15 protein-coding genes are annotated in these 16,620 nt (G+C 74.9%); 8 read left to right on the forward strand and 7 right to left on the reverse strand.

The genetic code is table 11. From position 1 onward, the window contains the following. Nucleotides 1-4 precede the first annotated feature (4 nt). Genes Nocox_RS11625 through Nocox_RS11635 form a run of 3 tightly spaced genes read right to left on the reverse strand, consistent with a single transcriptional unit; the run spans nt 5 to nt 3,262 of the window. On the reverse strand, nt 5-1,321 hold the full coding sequence (locus Nocox_RS11625) for a VWA domain-containing protein (protein ID WP_020545893.1): 1,317 nt from the start codon (nt 1,319-1,321) through the stop codon (nt 5-7). Further along, on the reverse strand, nt 1,318-2,742 hold the full coding sequence (locus Nocox_RS11630; protein ID WP_020545894.1) for a hypothetical protein: 1,425 nt from the start codon (nt 2,740-2,742) through the stop codon (nt 1,318-1,320). Before Nocox_RS11630 ends, Nocox_RS11625 begins: the two co-directional genes overlap by 4 nt. Before the next feature lie 34 nt (nt 2,743-2,776). Beyond that, on the reverse strand, nt 2,777-3,262 hold the full coding sequence (locus tag Nocox_RS11635) for a hypothetical protein (RefSeq protein ID WP_020545895.1): 486 nt from the start codon (nt 3,260-3,262) through the stop codon (nt 2,777-2,779). Nucleotides 3,263-3,468: 206 nt separating this feature from the next. On the opposite strand from Nocox_RS11635, the gene Nocox_RS11640 reads away from it, so the two are divergent. Next, nucleotides 3,469-4,092, forward strand: a complete 624-nt coding sequence (locus Nocox_RS11640; RefSeq protein WP_020545896.1) for a GntR family transcriptional regulator — start codon at nt 3,469-3,471, stop codon at nt 4,090-4,092. Here Nocox_RS11640 and Nocox_RS11645 read toward each other — a convergent pair. Beyond that, nucleotides 4,064-4,927, reverse strand: a complete 864-nt coding sequence (locus Nocox_RS11645) for an NAD(P)-dependent oxidoreductase (RefSeq protein WP_051112703.1) — start codon at nt 4,925-4,927, stop codon at nt 4,064-4,066. The genes Nocox_RS11640 and Nocox_RS11645 overlap by 29 nt on opposite strands. 131 nt (nt 4,928-5,058) lie before the next feature. Between Nocox_RS11645 and Nocox_RS11650 the strand changes: the two genes are divergently transcribed. The 4 genes from Nocox_RS11650 to Nocox_RS11665 are packed head-to-tail and all read left to right on the forward strand — an operon-like array spanning nt 5,059 to nt 8,552. After that, a complete protein-coding gene (locus Nocox_RS11650) occupies nt 5,059-5,799 on the forward strand; it encodes a PIG-L deacetylase family protein (RefSeq protein WP_026214910.1) in 741 nt (246 codons plus the stop codon). Next, nucleotides 5,796-6,503, forward strand: coding sequence for a 4-carboxy-4-hydroxy-2-oxoadipate aldolase/oxaloacetate decarboxylase (locus Nocox_RS11655; protein WP_020545899.1), 708 nt, complete (start codon nt 5,796-5,798; stop codon nt 6,501-6,503). Before Nocox_RS11650 ends, Nocox_RS11655 begins: the two co-directional genes overlap by 4 nt. Next, nucleotides 6,496-7,596: a 4-oxalomesaconate tautomerase gene (locus Nocox_RS11660; RefSeq protein WP_020545900.1), complete on the forward strand. Its 1,101-nt coding sequence runs from the start codon at nt 6,496-6,498 to the stop codon at nt 7,594-7,596. The genes Nocox_RS11655 and Nocox_RS11660 overlap by 8 nt, the downstream gene beginning before the upstream one ends. Further along, nucleotides 7,596-8,552 carry a catechol 2,3-dioxygenase gene (locus Nocox_RS11665; protein WP_020545901.1) on the forward strand — a complete coding sequence of 319 codons (957 nt, stop codon included), beginning with the start codon at nt 7,596-7,598 and terminating at the stop codon, nt 8,550-8,552. The genes Nocox_RS11660 and Nocox_RS11665 overlap by 1 nt, the downstream gene beginning before the upstream one ends. Before the next feature lie 41 nt (nt 8,553-8,593). Here the strand turns inward: Nocox_RS11665 and Nocox_RS11670 are convergent, their stop codons facing one another. Both Nocox_RS11670 and Nocox_RS11675 read right to left on the reverse strand, forming a co-directional pair. After that, on the reverse strand, nt 8,594-10,660 hold the full coding sequence (locus Nocox_RS11670) for a peptidoglycan-binding protein (RefSeq protein WP_157383335.1): 2,067 nt from the start codon (nt 10,658-10,660) through the stop codon (nt 8,594-8,596). Nucleotides 10,661-10,726: 66 nt separating this feature from the next. Next, nucleotides 10,727-11,386, reverse strand: a complete 660-nt coding sequence (locus Nocox_RS11675; protein ID WP_157383336.1) for a polysaccharide deacetylase family protein — start codon at nt 11,384-11,386, stop codon at nt 10,727-10,729. A gap of 58 nt (nt 11,387-11,444) precedes the next feature. Between Nocox_RS11675 and Nocox_RS11680 the strand changes: the two genes are divergently transcribed. Beyond that, nucleotides 11,445-11,651 carry a hypothetical protein gene (locus Nocox_RS11680; protein WP_157383337.1) on the forward strand — a complete coding sequence of 69 codons (207 nt, stop codon included), beginning with the start codon at nt 11,445-11,447 and terminating at the stop codon, nt 11,649-11,651. 173 nt (nt 11,652-11,824) lie between these two features. Further along, the gene (locus tag Nocox_RS11685) at nt 11,825-12,478 is read left to right on the forward strand and encodes a hypothetical protein (protein WP_020545905.1); all 654 of its coding nucleotides are present in this window, start codon (nt 11,825-11,827) and stop codon (nt 12,476-12,478) included. Nucleotides 12,479-12,485: 7 nt separating this feature from the next. Here the strand turns inward: Nocox_RS11685 and Nocox_RS11690 are convergent, their stop codons facing one another. Next, nucleotides 12,486-15,134 carry a glucodextranase DOMON-like domain-containing protein gene (locus tag Nocox_RS11690; protein ID WP_020545906.1) on the reverse strand — a complete coding sequence of 883 codons (2,649 nt, stop codon included), beginning with the start codon at nt 15,132-15,134 and terminating at the stop codon, nt 12,486-12,488. A 169-nt stretch (nt 15,135-15,303) separates the two neighbouring features. Between Nocox_RS11690 and Nocox_RS11695 the strand changes: the two genes are divergently transcribed. Beyond that, on the forward strand, nt 15,304-16,491 hold the full coding sequence (locus Nocox_RS11695) for a L,D-transpeptidase (protein WP_020545907.1): 1,188 nt from the start codon (nt 15,304-15,306) through the stop codon (nt 16,489-16,491). The last annotated feature ends 129 nt before the right edge of the window (nt 16,492-16,620 follow it).

A 16,620-nucleotide genomic window follows, 5' to 3' on the forward strand; every position in this document is an offset into this window, starting at 1 on the left:
TCTCCTAGGTGAGGAAGTTCTTGAGCTCGAAGACGAGCTTGCGGATGTGACCGGAGAGCACCGGGGTGCCCAGGTCCTTGAGCTTCTGGCGGAACCACGGGTCGACGCTCTGGTGGCCGGAGCTGCTGACCGAGCCCACGGGGATGAACTTCACCCCGGAGCGGTGGACGGCCTCGAAGTCGGTGATCAGCGAGCGGTTGTCGTAGAAGTCGCTGATCCACACCATGACGGTGTTGCGCGGATCGGCGATCTTGGGGCGGGCCAGCGCCATCGCGACCGTGCCGTCGGTGCCGCCGCCGAGCGTGGTGCGCAGCAGCACCTCGAACGGGTCGGCCACCCACGGGGTGAGGTCGAGCGCCCGGGTGTCGTACGCGACGAGGTGCACGTCCACCTTGGGCAGCCCGGCGAAGATGGAGGCCAGGATCGTGCAGTTGACCATCGCGTCCACCATCGAGCCCGACTGGTCGACGACCACGATCAGCCGGGCCGGGGTGGTGCGGCGTGCGGTGTGCTTGTAGAAGAGCCGGTCGACGTAGAGCCGCTGGTCCTCGGGGCTCCAGTTGGTGAGGTTCTTCCAGATGGTCCGGTCGAGGTCGAGGTTGCGGAAGACCCGCTTCGGCGGCACCGACCGGTCGATGACGCCCACGCTGGTCTTCTCGACCTGGGTGCGCAGCACCTCGGCGACCTCGTCCACGAACCTGCGGATCAGCGCCTTGGCGTTGGCCAGCGCCACGCCCGACAGGTTGTGCTTGTCGCGCAGGAGCTGCTCTATGAGCGACATGCTCGGCGTGAGCTGCCGCGCCAGGTTGGGGTCGGCCAGCACCTCGCGCAGGCGCATGCGCTTGACCAGGTCGCCCTCGATCATGGCGAGCACGGCGGCCACCTCGTCGTCGCCGGGGCTGTGGCCGCGTCCGCCGGACTCGGTGCCGCGGCCCTTGCTGAACCAGCCGGCGTCCCGTTTCCAGCGTTCGAGCTGCGCGGCCGTGACATTGCCCGTGCCGGTGCAGAAGACGTTGAGCAGCAGCTTGGAGACCAGCGCGGCGCGGCGGACCTCGCCGCCCGCCTCGTGCTCCTTGTCGGACAGCAGGTCGTCGAACTCGTCGGCGAGCGCGGGGTGGCGCTGGACCAGGGTGTCGACCGAGACGCCCGGGTCGAGCAGCGACGGCGGCAGGCCGAGGTCCTCGACGACGGCCAGGCTGGACCTCTCCAGCGCGGGCTGCTCGTCGGCGCCGAACAGCCGGGACATGAGCCGCCAGTAGAGCACCTGGCGGCGGGTCTCGTCGGGATCGATCTGTCGGCCGGTCTCTTTGTCCGTGGTCATTTGCGCAGCAACCGTCCCGCCCGTTCGCGCAGCACCGCGACCGCGTCGCCGGCCTTGGCCTCGGCCTTGACCACCTTGGGGTCGGTGGGGCCGAGCGCCCAGTCGCCGGTGTGGGCGGTGACCTGCTTCTTCTTCACCGTGGCCTGGACGGCGAGCGGCTGCAGCAGCCACCGGCCGCCGTCCCAGCGCACGAGGCCCAGGCAGGCGGAGGAGGCCGCCACCAGCTCGGGCGTCAGCGGGGTGCCGGTCGGCAGCCGGTCGAGGTCGAGCGCGATCCTGCCGCTCCCGAGCTCCAGCGTCGCGCCGTCGACGGTGTAGCCCTCGGCCAGCACCGGCTCGGCGATGCGCACCGGGTGGCGGTCGAGCGGCGGGACCGGCGCCGCCTGCGCCTCGCCGAGCAGGACGCGGGCGGTGGTGAACGGGTCGGCCTCCTCTCCCGCGGCGGCGCGGTCGTCGTGCCACACCAGGTCGCCGCCGGGCAGCAGCGGCATGTCGGTGAGGTCGAGCGCGCGGTGCCCGGCGAGCGCGCCGAGCAGCACCGGATGGCCGGACATGAGCCGCCACACGGCAGGGCCGACGATCGTGTCGACCTTGGAGGCCGCGACGCCGGTGCGCACCAGCCGCGCCGGGCCGCCGCCGGCGGGCTCCAGGACGCCGTGCACCTGGACGCGGACCACGGTGGCGTGCTCGTGCACGTCGGCCCCGAGGATCAGCAGCCGGCCCGACACCGGCTCCGCGCCGCCGTGCCAGGGGCCGGACCGGGCGAGCAGCAGGCCGCGCGTCCACAGGTCGCCCCAGCGGCGGGCGGGCAGGCGGTCCATCGTGCCCACCGGGCAGGAGGCGCGCAGCTCCGCCGCCAGGCCGTCGAGCAGCACCGCGAGGCCGCGCAGCGCGGGCACGGCGAGCAGCGCCTCGATCGCCTGGTCGGACGGGGCGACCACGTCGTGGTCGACGCCGCGCCAGCCGGCGATGGCCAGCTCGCGCAGCCACGCCCGGCAGCCGGCCAGCAGATTGGCGGGAGAAGACTCGGCGCCGGCCGCCGGGGTGGCGCCGGGGGGTACTGCGCCGGTCGCCGGGGTGGCCTCCCAGGGGGTGCGGGCGCGGCCGAGTGCCGCGTCGAGGCGGGTCAGCAGGGCGTCGTGCGCGGCGCCGGTGAGCGCGGCCCGCGCGCCGGCCAGCACCGCCAGGTGCTCGTCGCCGATGGAGCCCGCGATCACCTTGTCCACGGCCTCGGCGGCCCGCTCGCCGAGCGGCCCGCCGGCCATCGCCCCTGCCAGCGCGGCCAGGGCCGCCGCCGGTTCCTCGCCGATCCGGGCGAAGCCGTGCGCGAGGGCGCCGTCGAACCCGGCCACCAGGCCGAGCGCCTCGTCCACGCCGCCGGGTCCGGCGGCGGTCAGCTCCGCGAGCTGTAAGTCGAGCATCAGCCGCTCACCTCGTTCGTCACCAGGTCGTCCATCAGCGCGCCGCCCCCATCGCGGGGAACCAGTGCAGCTCGGCCAGTGGCTCCGTGCTGTCGGGGACCTCCAGGTAGGCCAGGTGGCGCAGGAACCGGCTGAACACGACGGCCGCCGGCGTGCGCTCGACCGGGCCGGTGAGGCTCAGCCCGGTGCCGGGGTCCGCCTCCACCCGCAGGTAGCGGGCCACCCGGTCGAGGCCGTACTGCAGGATCGCCTCGTCGGCCAGCATGCGCACGTGCTTGCAGGCGTAGCTGTGCAGGGCCCCGCAGGGCCGGTTGTTGTTGGTGCTGCAGCTCATCGCCAGGCTGCCGGCGGTGATGGAGGAGACGTAGACCCGCTCGATGTCGGATCCGCTCGACACGACTCCCTGGAGCCGGCCGTCGGCCAGCTCGACGAAGGGCACCTTGGCCAGTTTGCGCGGCTCGACGGGCGCGATCACCCGCACCACGCTGCGCTGCTCCCACGCGGTTTCGTCCGCGTCCACGACGTCGTAACCTCCTGCCTCGCCGGTCGCGGGGCAGGCGGGAGTGCCCGCTCCTGCGCGAACGGCTTGATCAATTGATCACGGAACCTATCGGAGGCCACCGACAGTCCGGAGGTGGAATGATCGAAGCGGTACGACGCCTGCGGGCGGAAGGATTGTCGATAATATTGTTTACCTAGTCCACGCATACGGCGGGAGGATTTCCGTTGGAGGAGACGCTGACCGACCGCGTACGGGCGGTCATACTGGGCGGGGACTTCGTGCCCAACCAGCGCCTCATCGAGGCCGACGTGTGCGAGCAGTTCGGGGCGAGCCGGGCGGCCGTGCGCGAGACGTTCAAGGAGCTGGCGTCCGAGGGCCTGGTCGAGATCATGCGCAACAAGGGCGCCAGGGTCCGGGTGATCTCCAAGGCCGAGGCCGTGGAGATCACCGAGGTCCGCATGGTGCTGGAAGGGCTGGCGGCGTACAAGGCCGCCGAGCGGGTGACGCCGGAGCAGGCAGCCGAGCTGCGGCAGATCGTCACCGACATGCGGGCCGCCGTCGAGGTCAACGATCTCGACCGCTACTCCGAGCTCAACGTCGCCCTGCACGCCAAGATCCGCGAGGTCGCCGGGCACCGCACGGCGGCGGCGATCATCGAACGGCTGGGGGCGCAGGTGGTGCGGCACAAGTTCCGCCTGGCCCGGCAGCCGGGACGGGCGGCGGTGTCGCTGCCGCAGCACGAGCTGGTCGTGGCGGCCATCGTCGCCCGCGACCCCGAGGCCGCGCAGACGAGCATGCAGCAGCACCTGCGCAGCGTGGTCAAGGCCCTGGAGTCGAGTGCGGACTGACGTCCCCCCGCCCGGGGGACCGGTCGCCGCCCGGGAAGCGCGGGAGGCCGGTCTCGGTGACCCGCCGCAGGGTGGCCGCCGTGGCGGCGGTCATCGTCGGCGGGACGTCCAGCTCCTCCAGCATGCGCGTGGCGGCCTCCATCTCGTGCACCCGCCGGACGCCGTGCTGCGCCGCCCCCTCCAGGAGGCGCCGTACGAAGCGCTCGTCGGCGGCGGTCACCGTCTCCACCAGGTGCTCCCAGAACCACTCGGCCAGCCCGGCGGCCTCGGCGGCGCCCTGTGCCTCGATGGCGAGCGCGCTGAGGCCCTTCACCAGCACGCTCCGCAGCAGCTTGCGGGCCGCGGCGTCGCCGGGCTCGCCGCCGATCGGGGTCACGTCCATGCCGTGGGCGCGGGCGAAGGCGGCGAAACGCTCCGCGCCCGCGCCGCTGGCCAGGATCGGCGTGGACAGGCCGCGCAGCGGGACGGGCGCCATGACGGCCCCGTCCACGGCGACCGCGCCGGCCGCCGCCACCAGGGCGGCGATCTCGCGCTTGTCGCCCGGAGCGGCGGTCGAGAGGTCGGCGTAGAGCGCGCCCGGCCTCAGGTGCGGGCGGGACTCCGCGCAGGCGGCCAGGCTGTCGGACCCGGTGGTCACGGCGATCACCACCTCGGCCCCGCGCACGGCCTCGGCGTTGCTCGCGACCAGCGCGCCTTCCGCCGGCCCTTGGGTGGGGCCGCCCGGTGGGTACGCCGGGTCGTACACGCGCAGCCGGGTGCGCGGGGCGAGGCCGGCGGCGAGCACGCGACCGGCCTCGCCGTGGCCGAGCAGCGCCACCTGTGGACGTTCCTCCATGCGCTCTCACTCCCTCATCGTTGACAATATTGTCGATTCTTCCCGCCGCGGCAGCCTACCGGACCCGCCTTCCGGCGCAATTGGCGACGAAAGTGTTGACAATCCGCTGGAACCGCTCGTAGCGTCATGGCGTGACCTCGGGAAAGACTCCTCGCACCCTTCTGGTGATCAGCGCCCACGCGGGCGACTTCGTCTGGCGCGCCGGCGGCGCCATCGCACTGGCCGCCCACCGCGGCGACCGGGCCAAGGTGGTGTGCCTCAGCTACGGCGAGCGCGGCGAGTCCGCCAAGGCGTGGCGCGCCGGCCACACCCTCGACGAGATCAAGACCATCCGCCGGGAGGAGGCCGAGCACGCCGCCGCCGCGCTGGGCGCCGAGATCGAGTTCCTCGACGCGGGAGACTACCCGCTGGTGGAGACGCCCGAACTCGTGGACCGGCTGGTGCGCGTCTACCGCGACAGCGAGCCCGACGTGGTGCTCACCCACCCGCTCGCCGACCCGTACAACGGCGACCACCCGGCGGCGGCCCGCATGGCGCTCCAGGCCCGCGTGCTGGCCCAGGCGGCCGGCTACGACGCCCCCGGCGAGCCGCTCGGCGCGCCCCCGGTGTTCTTCTTCGAACCGCACCAGCCCGAGCAGTGCGACTTCAAGCCCGACGTGCTGCTCGACATCACCCCGGTGTTCGAGGCCAAGCGCAAGGCCATGGAGTGCCTGCCGGCCCAGCGGCACATGTGGGACTACTACACCGACCTCGCGGTGCGCCGCGGCGTGCAGCTCAAGCGCAACGCCGGGCCCAACCTGGGGCTGCCCCACGACACCAGGGCCGAGGCGTTCATGCGGCTCTACCCGCAGGTGACGGACACCCTCGCATGAGGAACGTCGTCGTCACCGGCGTCCCGCGCGCCGACGTCGCCCGCGTCGACGTCCTCGCCGCGTACGGCGTCGCCACCGTCCACGAGGCGCTCGGCCGCACCGGCTACCTCGGCCCCCGCCTGCGCCCCGCCTGGCCCGGCGCCCGCGTCGGCGGCAACGCCGTCACCGCGCTCTGCTGGCCCGGCGACAACCTCATGATCCACGTCGCCGTCGAGCAGTGCCGCGAGGGCGACCTGCTGGTGGTCGCGACCACGTCACCGTGCACCGACGGGATGTTCGGCGAGCTGTTCGCCACCGCGCTGCGGCACCGGGGCGTGCGCGGCGTGGTCATCGACGCCGGCGTACGGGACGTCGCCGACCTGCGGGCCATGGGCTTCCCCGCCTGGAGCGCGGCCGTCAGCGCGCAGGGCACCGTCAAGGCCACGGCCGGCGCCGTCAACGTGCCGGTCGCCATCGGCGGCCAGATCATCCGGCCCGGCGACGTGATCCTCGCCGACGACGACGGCGTGCTCGTCGTGCCCCGGGGCGACCTGGAACGCGGCATCGCCGCCGCCGGGGCGCGGGCCGCGAAGGAGGCCGCCACGCGGGAGGCGTTCCTCAAGGGCGAGCTGGGCCTCGACCGGTACGGGCTGCGCGAGCGGCTGCCGGACCTCGGCATCGTCTACCTGACCGCCGACGAGTACGACAGGGACCACGGTGCCTGACCGCGACGACGCCGGCGTGCGCTGCATGCTGATGCGCGGCGGCACCTCCAAGGGCGCGTACTTCCTCGCCGAGGACCTGCCCGCCGACCCCGACGAGCGGGACGAACTGCTGCTGCGCGTCCTCGGCAGCCCCGACCCGCGCCAGATCGACGGCGTCGGCGGCGCCCACCCGCTGACCAGCAAGGTCGCCGTGGTGTCGCGCTCCGCCGACCCCGCGGCCGACCTCGACTACCTGTTCCTCCAGGTGGCCGTGGACGAGCCGGTCGTCACCAGGACGCAGAACTGCGGCAACCTGCTCGCCGGCGTCGGCCCGTTCGCGGTCGAGCGCGGCCTGGTCGCGGCGTCCGGCGAGCACACCGAGACCCGCATCCGCCTGGTCAACACCGGCGGCCTCGCCACCGCCCGCTTCCCGACCCCCGGCGGCCGGGTCGACTACCGCGGCGGCACCGCCATCTCCGGCGTGCCCGGCACGGCCGCCGCCGTCGTGCTCGGCTTCGCCGGCACCGCCGGGTCCAGCACCGGCAGGCTGCTGCCGACCGGGAACCAGGTGGACGTCATCGACGGGATCGAGGTCACCTGCGTCGACAACGGCATGCCGGTCGTCGTGGCGGCGGCGGCGGACCTCGGCGTCACCGGCTACGAGCCGTACGAGGAGCTGGCCGCCGACGCCGCGCTCGCCGGCCGGGTCCAGGCGCTGCGCCTGCGCGCCGGGAAGCTGATGGGGCTCGGCGACGTCACCGGCGCGTCCGTCCCGAAGACCACGCTCGTCGCGCCGCCCCGCGACGGGGGCGCGCTTTGCACGCGCACGTTCATCCCGGTCCGCCCGCACACCTCGATCGGCGTCCTCGGCGCGGTCAGCGTCGTGACCGCCGCGCTGCTGCCGGACGGCGTGGCCCGCCGCTTCGCCCGGCTGCCCGACGGCCCCCGCGTGGACGTCGAGCACCCCACAGGACACCTGGAGGTCGAGGTGGAGCTCGACCTCACCACCGACCCGCCGACCGCGGTGCGCGCCGCGAACGTGCGCACCGCCCGCAAGCTCTTCGACGGGACGGTCTTCCCCCGCCCCCGACCGGACGAAGGACCGACCACCTGATGAACGCCCTGCTGCACGACGTCGCCCACCTCGCCTACGTCGAGCTGCTCACGCCCGAGCCGGACCGGAGCCTGTGGTTCTTCACCGAGATCCTCGGCATGACCCGCGCCGGCGAGGACGGCGACTCCGTCTACCTGCGCACCTACGACGACTACGAGCACCACAGCCTCAAGCTGACCGCCCACCGCACCTCCGGCCTGCGCGCCACGGGCCTGCGCGCGAGCAGCCAGGAGGCGCTGGACCGCCGGATCGCGGCGATCAAGGACTCCGGGCTCGGCATCGGCTGGCGCGACGGCGACGCCGGGCGCGGCCCCACGTACGCCTTCCGCGACCCCGACGGGCACGAGATGCACCTGTACTGGGAGTCGGAATGGTACGAGGCCCCCGAGGAACTGCGCCCGGCGCTGAAGAACCAGCCGCAGGCGTTCCCCGGCCACGGGGTGGGCGTGCGCCGCCTCGACCACGTCAACTTCCTGGCCGCCGAGGCCGCCGCGAACGGGGCCTTCGTCCGCGACGTGCTCGGCGCCCGCGTCACCGAGCAGATCATGCTGGACAGCGGCCGCATCGCCGCGCAGTGGCTGCACTTCGGGAACAAGTCTTACGACCTGGTCTTCACCGACGACTGGTCGGGCTCCTCGGGACGGCTGCACCACATCGCGTTCGCCACCAACACCCGCGAGGACATCCTGCGCGCCGCCGACATCTGCCTGGAGCGGGGCGTCCACATCGAGACCGGCCCGCACAAGCACGCCATCCAGCAGACGTTCTTCCTCTACGTGTACGAGCCCGGCGGCAACCGCGTCGAGCTGTGCAACCCGCTCACCCGGCTCATCCTCGCCCCCGACTGGCGGGTCGTGACCTGGACGGAGGCCGAGCGGGCCAAGGGCCAGGCGTGGGGCCTCAAGACCATCGAGTCCTTCCACACGCACGGCACGCCGCCCGTCGAACGCGACTGACGGGCGGCGTCCGGCCCATCCAGCGTCCTGCCGGACCCCCGTCACAGGGGCGGCTCCGGCAGGTCGCTCGTGTCGAGGACGAACGACCCCCGCTCCGCCAGCAGCCGCCGCCCCCCGCCGTCCGAGGCCACCGGCAGCACCGCGACCGGCAGCGTGAAGCCGCGCGAACCCGCCCCCCACTGCGGCCAGTCGTGCACCTCCCGCAGGGACGCGAGCGGCCCCTGCGCCTTCTCCGCCACCTTCAGCAGGTGCCGGATGAGCGCCTGCTCGGCGGCGTCCCCCCAGGTGGCGGGGCCGCCCGCGAAGAGGGCCTGGTCCTCGTTGACGGCGTCCTCGCACACCGTGCGGAGCCGCGGACCGGCCCGCCCGGAGGAGACCATGTGGGCCGGGCTCCTGATGTGCCACCGGTAGATCAGCGCCATCGCGCGCTCGGACGTGAAGACGTCCTTGATCCGCGCGGGACGGTCGCCGTCAGGGCCGGGGACCGTCCAGGTGACCGGCTCGCCCGGGCCGTCCCACGGCGTCTCGCCGAGGTCGCGGAGACGCAGCCGGGCCATGTGCCACATCCGGCGGCGGAACCCGTCGACGGTCCGCGCCGCCATCTGCAGCCGGTAGAACCAGTGCCAGCCGCGGAAGACGTCGAACTCCGCGACCACCTGCGGGAGCGGCGCGGGCGCGCCGGCCTCGGTGTCGGTCAGCGGGCGGGACTCGTACTTGCGCTGGCCCGGTTTGAAGAGGGCGGCGCCGTTCGTCCCCCAATCGTGGGCCACGTCCACGCCCCAGCGGCCCACCGCCTCCTCGAACGCCCCGGGATCGGTGGCCTTGAGGTAGGAGAGGAACCCCCACAGCTCACCGTCCGCCACGGGCGCGGCCGGGTCCGGGTCCGCCGCGAACCCGGCGATCCAGTGGCAGGGGCCGAACGAGACGAACCCGGCGTCGTAGGCGTTCAGCACGTCGAAGTAGCCGACCTGCTCCACCTCGCCGACCGCCCGCACCACCTTGTACGTGCTCAGCGCCGCCACCGGCCCCTCGGCCACCAGCCGCTCCAGGGCCGGCCCGCCGCCCCCGGGGTCGCGCGGCAGCAGGTGCTCGGGCAGCACCTCGCCCTCCGGCCGCCAGGTGTGCCAGAAGTTCGGGAAGGACCACGGGCCGGACCACACCACGACCGGCGGATCGGCCGGGTTCTGCGGCGGCCGGGTCACCGCGTGCCAGTCGCCGACGACGTCCAGCTCGGGATGCGCGGGCGCGACCGGCAGGCGGGCCGGCCGGTTCCAGGCCCGGGTCAGGTCGCGGGCGAAGACGCGGGGAGCGTTCGTCCCGATGTCGTCGGGACCCCAGAGGTTGTCGGCCCGCCGCGCGGGTCGGGCGCCGTCGGCGGGAAGGGTGTGCAGCCGGTCGGGCTGCCCGGCCCGCAGGTCCCACGCCTCGACGACGACGGGGCAGCGGCGGCCGGCGTCCTTCCAGCGGCGCAGCGCGAAACGGGTCCACGGGTTCACCACTCCGCTGACCGGGCCGGTGTAGCGCTCGTGGAAGCGGGCGGGGCGCGGCACGAGCCGGTCGGACCAGCGGATCGGCTCCACCCGGGCACCCGCCGCGTGGCCGGCCGGCGTCGTGTCCTCCGCGCCGCGGACGAGCCGCAGCTCGCCGCCCGCGATCCCGGTGACCTCGACGATCTCCTCGTCCACCCGCACCCGGAACGGGACCTGGCCGGGAAGGGCCGTCACCCCGTCCACCCGCGCGGAGACGCCGCCCGCGGGCAGGCTCGCCGCGAGGACGGCCGCGCCGGGACGCCGGGCGACCGCGGCCTGCGCGAGCCCCGCGTACCGCTGGAACTCCTGGACCGCCCACCGGCTGTGCCGGCCGAAGCGCGGCTCGTCCTCGGGAGCCAGGAGGAAGCCCAGCTCGCGCAGGTCGGCGTGCAGGTCGCGCACGTGGGTGGCGTCCGTCAGCTCCGGCCGGTCCTGGCCGCCGTAGCGGGCCGGAAGGCCGGGGGCCGGGTCCCGGTCGCCGTCCTGGAGGTCGAACCCGCCGTACAGGCCGGAACGCGGGCCCTGCAACACCGCCGTCAGCCAGGCGAACACGTGGTCGAGGTCCTCGGGCATGCTCATGACTCGGACCGTACGCGCGCCCGCCCGGCCGCGCCCCGGGGGAGTGCCCCGGGATTTCCCCAGCCTTCAGTGCCGGGGCGGCGCGTCCCCGGTGTAGACCAGGCGCGGCGGCGGGCCGCCGAACAGCTCGCTCACGGTGACGAACGTGTACCCCCGCCTGGACAGCGCCTTCAGCACCCGGGGGACGGCCCGCACGGTCGTCGGGTGGATGTCGTGGAACAGGATGACGCCGCCTGGCCTGGCCGACCTGATCGCCACCCTGGCGACGCGGGCGCTGTCGCGGTGCAGCCAGTCGAGGGTGTCCACGCTCCACAGCACGAGCGGACGCCTGATCCCGGTGCGGACGGCGTTGTCGAAGGCCCCGTACGGCGGCCGGACGAGCGCGGGCACGAAGCCCGTCGCCGCCTTCACGGCCCGGTCGGCGCGGGCCAGCTCGGCGCGGACGGCGCCGGCCGACAGCTTCGTCAGGTCCTGGTGCGACCAGGTGTGGTTGCCGATCTCGTGCCCGGCCGCGGCGGCGCGGCGCAGCACGGAGGGGTGGGCGGCGACGTTCTGGCCGACGACGAAGAACGTGGCGCGCGCCTGGTGGGCGGCGAGATGGCGCAGCAACTCGCCGGTGTACGGGCCCGGGCCGTCGTCGAAGGTGAGCGCCACGCACTTGACCCGCCGGCAGTCGACCGTCCGCCGCCCGGCGGCGCCCTCCGCCACCACGGCACGCCTGCTCACGACGGTCTCCCGGGCGCCCGCGACCCGCGCCACAACCGCCGCACCCGCACCGGACCCCGTGCCGGACCCCGGGCTGGGGCTGGTGCCGGGGCCCGTGGCGGACCCGCCGCCGGGGCTCGGGGCGGCGCTCACGGCCGGGCTCGTGCCGGCCGGTTGGAGCGTTCCCGCGGCCAGCCGCTGGTGGGCCGTCGCGCACAGCGCGGTGGCCATGACCACCGCGGCGGCCACCCGCGCCGCCACCCGCCTCGCACCCGTGCTCATGTGATCCCCCCATCACCGGCCCCGCCGCCGGGACCATCCCCTATCGGTTGGACATCCGCCACTCGCACCTGGTTCGCGGCGAACCGTGCTCGCGGCCGGCGCCCCCGGCGGACCTCGCCCGCGGCGCACGGCGCGGAGGCTTGATCCGGCGATCCGGGGCCGAGGATCATGCGGGGAATGGACTACTACCTGATCTCCACCTCGGCACATGACCGGTCCCTGGCGGGAGTCCTGGTGGAGGAGTTCGTCCTCTGCGAGGACTTCACCGCGACCGGCATCGACAGCGCCGAGTGGGGATCGGAGACGGGGGAGTGGCTGGCCGCGCCGGAGGTCAGCCGCCTCATCCGCTCCGACGGCGCGCTCCGCGCCCGGGTACGGCCGGCGGGCCGCCGCACGGCTCGGGAGGCGTACGCGCGGCTCGGCGGGGGAGAGCTGCCCGAGGAGGACGAGCTGCGCGAGCATTTCAGACGCCGCCAGCCGCTGCCCACCACCGCCCCGCTCCGGCTGGGGTCGGGGGCGGCCCAGGACCGCCGCTACCGCATCCTGTTCGCCGGCGAGCTGGGCGCGGACGGGCTGGCGGCGGCGCAGGCGGCGTTGCGGCTGGAGCCCACGGGCGATCCGCGGGTGGTCGGCAAGGCGTCCGTCAGCGCGGGCGGGCACGGCTTCACGTGGGAGCTGCGCCGCATCGGCTCCGGCATCGCCTGGTGCGTGGACGTGACCGCGCGGCTCGGCGGCGGCTCCCTGGCCACGCTGGAGACGCTGCTGAACTACCACCGGCAGGCCGTGCGCAGGCAGGGCCTGATCCCGGTCACGGTCGAGCGTTTCGCCTGAGCGCGGCTCAGGGCACCGGGACGGCGGGCACCGTGACCGGGCCGGGCAGCGGGTTCAGCACGTCCTCCTGGGAGCTTCCCGCCGGGACGAGCACGTCCATCGCCTTAGGCATCGTCGCGGGGTCGGCCGCGCACAGCGGCTGGGTCCCGCCCTCGGCGCACACCCCGAACAGGTACGGCTGCGGCGTCGCCGCGAACCCGCGCGCCTGGTCGGCGGCGTACCCGTCCTGGCCGTGCAGCACCACGGCGAAGCGCCAGCCCGGGCCCGGCGTGCCGAAGGCGTCCCTGGGCAGGGCGACGGTGATCGTCCTGGTGGCGCCCGAGGCCCGGACCGCCGCGCCCGCCGGGGCCGCGCCCGCCGCCGTCACCCACACCGGCGCCGCGAACCCCTGCGCCTCGATCCGCTGCGTCCAGGCGTCGGCCGTGGCGAGGCGGTGGTTGCGCTGCGGGAAGGCCGCCTCGGTGGACCGTACGGCCACGGCCGGGTCCTGGACGTAGACGTCGAGGAGCTGCGCGCCCATCGGGTTGCCGAACGTCGGCGTCAGGTCGCGCAGCTCGGCCCGCAGGTAGACGGTGGTGTCGTCGGTGACGACCTGGAAGCGGCGCAGATCGAAGGCCCCGTCGCGGAAGTCGGCGGCCGTCGGGTAGGCGAAGACGCCGGGCCCGTGGTCGTCGCCCTCCGGGTCGGCGACGTCGAGCACGGTGGTCGCGCCGGTGATGTCGCCGACCACGGCGCGGCGGGCGTACCCGGTGCGCCCGTCGGGCGTCGTGGCGCTCACCGTGAGCACGACCTCGCCGAACGACACCGGCGCCGCCGCCGTGAACGACCCGTCCGCGCCGGCCCGTACCGACGCGACCCGGGCGGGCGCGCCGGTGTCGGCGGGCGCGGCGGCGACGTCCACCCGCGCGCCGGGCGCCGTGACGCCCTCGACGGTGACGGACGCGCCGGGCGCCGGGCTCCCGTCGGCCGGGGCGGTCAGGGTGAGCGGGACGGCCCCGGGCGCGCCGCCGCGGTCGGCGTACCGGCGGCGGACGACGGCGGGCTGCTCGACCGGCCGGGTGCCGCCGAGCGAGAGGATCAGCCGCAGCGCCTGGGCCTGCGCCCAGGTGAGCGGCGAGGCCGAGCCCGCCGGGCCGCCGTCGCGCAGGCCGATCGAGGCGGTCGCCGGATCGCTCCCGTACGGCGACGCGGCCAGGTCCGGGTTCTCCCACGCCTGCTCGGGCACGAGCCCGGTGCCCGACGACTGCTCGCGTATCGCGCGCAGCAGCGCGGTCGCCGTGGCCTGGTCGCCGCGCTGGAGCGCGTGCTCGGCCCGCTCGCCGGCGAGGACCGGCCACACGTGCCCGGAGCCGGTGTTCCCGGTGGGCCACGGCCGGCCCGACGGCGCGCACGAGGTGGGGTCAGGTTCGTGGCAGTCGCCGTAGCCGTCCTCGGTGCCCGGCGTGTCGCTGCCGTAGCGGTACCAGCCGGGGCCATGCGCGGTGTCGCGCCGCAGCGCCCGGTCCACGAGGGCCAGGGCGGCCAGCACGTCGGGGTCGCCGGGCGGCAGGACGCCGAGCCTGGTCAGCTCCAGGAACCCGGCGTCCACCACGCGCCGCTGGTCCTCCGTGGGGCCGCCGTTGCCCAGGTTGTACGGCTCCGCCGCGTCCGGGTCGCCCGCCCGCGACAGCCGCAGGAAGTAACGGGGCGCGTAGAGGCCGGTCGTGGTGACCGTCCACCGCTTGACCGAGCGGGCGAAGTGGTCGGCCGTGGCCCGGTAGAGCCGCGCCCGCACGGCGTCGCCCTGCCGGTCGGCGATCTCACCCGCGGCGGTCAGCCCGGCGATCTGCGCCGCGACCGTGGACGGCGAGTGGCCCGACTGCTCCTCCCACCGCTCGACCCCGTACGCCGGGCCGCGCGCGAGCAGGAAGTCGGCCGCCGCCCGCACGTCGTCCCACAGCCCGGCGTCGCCGGCGAGGCCCGCCTGGTACGCCATGAGGATCGGATAGGCCGTCTCGTCGAGCTGGTCGCCGCCCGCGTCGAGCGGCAGCCGCGCGGTGGCGACCACGTTGCCGTCCGGCGCCTCCGCGTACGGGGTGAGCGCGCGGGCGGTGTCGAGCTGGGCGGCGCCGTCGCCTGGCGTGCCCGCGTAGCCGACGCTCGCCTCCGGCAGCCGCCGCGCGGCCCGCAGCGCCAGATGGGTGGGGACGGCGTAGTCGCGGGCGGCGGCGCTGGTCTCGGTGCCGTCGTCGGAGAGCGCCGGGGCGCCGGTCGGCCCGTCCACGACGGCGTCGTCCGCGCCGCCGTTGGCCGGGGCGCCGCCGCCGTTGCCGTTCACGCTCGCGTCGAGGCGCGCGTACAGCCGCAGCCCCGGCGGCTGGATCCTGGCGCGGACCACGACGGCGTCGCGATCGGGATCGGTGACGTACGTCGTGGTCAGCCGGTAGCGGCCCGCCCTGCTGACGGAGGTGACCGTGCAGCTCATGCCGGAGGGGCCGGTGGCCACCTGATAGGTGGTGTCGCGCGCCTGGATCTCGGTGAACGTGCGGCCGTCGGTGACGATGAACTGCATCGTCTCGACGTTCGTATTGTCGATCGTGGGCTCGTACACGTCCGACAGGACGCCACCCGCGACCGTGTACCAGACCTTCGAGGTCCGGTTCGCGGCCGTGCCCACGCAGTCCTTGCGGGCGAGCCCGAAGTGCGAGGCGGCGCCCGGCCCCGCCGGGGCGGGCGCGAGCGCCCGCGCCGCCTGTCAACCCCGCGGCCCGCATGCCCGCCGCCCTCGGGGGAAGGGGCGGTGTCCGATACGCCCGACTGTCCGCTCTCCTCTGGCGGGAGGCATCATGCGGAACGGCACGACGATCGCCGCGGCCCTGCTCCTGGCCGCCGCCTGCACCTCCGGCGGCGGCGCGGGCGGTGACGGCGGCACGCGGCCCGGCGGCGCGGGCACGCCGGCGGAGCAGAGCCCGGTGGCCGGCCTGTCGATCACGCCCGCCGACGGGGCCACGAAGGTCCCGCCGGACACGGGCGTCGGCGTCAAGGTGGCGCGGGGCGAACTCACCGGCGTGAGCGTGGCCGACGCCAAGGGCCGCCAGGTACGCGGCACGCTCGCCGCCGACGGCACCTGGCGTCCCCGATGGCCGTTACGTCCCTCGACCCGCTACACCGTGAGCGCCGAGGCCAAGGGCGCCGACGGCCGGCCGGTCACGGCGACGGCCACGTTCACCACGCTCAAGCCGAAACGGGTCCTGGAGACCGGCATGTCGCCGCTGGACGGCGAGCGGGTCGGCGTCGGCATGCCCGTGCAGCTCCTGCTGTCGCAGCCGGTGACCGCGAAGGCGGACCGGGCCCGGATCGAGCGGGCGCTGGTGGTGCGCATGTCGAAGCCGGTCGAGGGCGCGTGGAGCTGGGTGAGCGAGCGCGAGGTGCAGTTCAGGCCGCGCGCGTACTGGCCGGTGGGGCAGAAGGTCACGGTCGAGGCGCACCTGGCGGGGCTGCGCGCGGGCGAGGGCCTGTGGGGCACGAAGGACCGCAGCCTGAGCTTCACGGTCGGCCCCTCGCACATCACGAAGGTCAGCGCGAGCACCCACCGCGCCGTGGTGCGCGCCGACGGCGAGGTCGTCAGGACGATCCCGGTCAGCCTCGGCAAACCCGGCGACGACAGCTACTCCGGCGTCATGATCGCGCAGGAGAAGTCCGCCACGACCATCATGGACTCCGCGACCGTCGGCAAGCCGGGCGAATACCGCATCCGTACCAAGTGGAACGTCCGCATGACGTACAGCGGCACCTTCTTCCACGCCGCCCCGTGGTCCACCGGCGCGCAGGGCAGCCGCAACGTCAGCCACGGCTGCGTCAACGCCAGCCCGGAGGACGCCCGCTGGTTCTACGACTTCACCCAGCGCGGCGACATCATCGAGGTCACCGGGACCTCCAGGAAGCTGCGCTTCGGCAACGGCCCGACGCCGTGGGCCAAGTCGTGGGAGGACTGGCTGGCCGGCAGCGCGCTCGGCGAGCCGGTCGGCGGGTAGGAGGACGGTGAGCGGAAGGGGAGCGAGGCGGTGCTGATGAGCGGGGACCGCGCGGCGGACGGCCGGCTCGGCGCCGTCCTGCTGTGGACGCTGATCTGGGGACTGAACGCCTACCTGCTGCTGACCGGC

It is taken from the genome of Nonomuraea coxensis DSM 45129, assembly GCF_019397265.1.
In the GTDB taxonomy this organism is placed as follows: Bacteria; Actinomycetota; Actinomycetes; order Streptosporangiales; family Streptosporangiaceae; genus Nonomuraea; species Nonomuraea coxensis.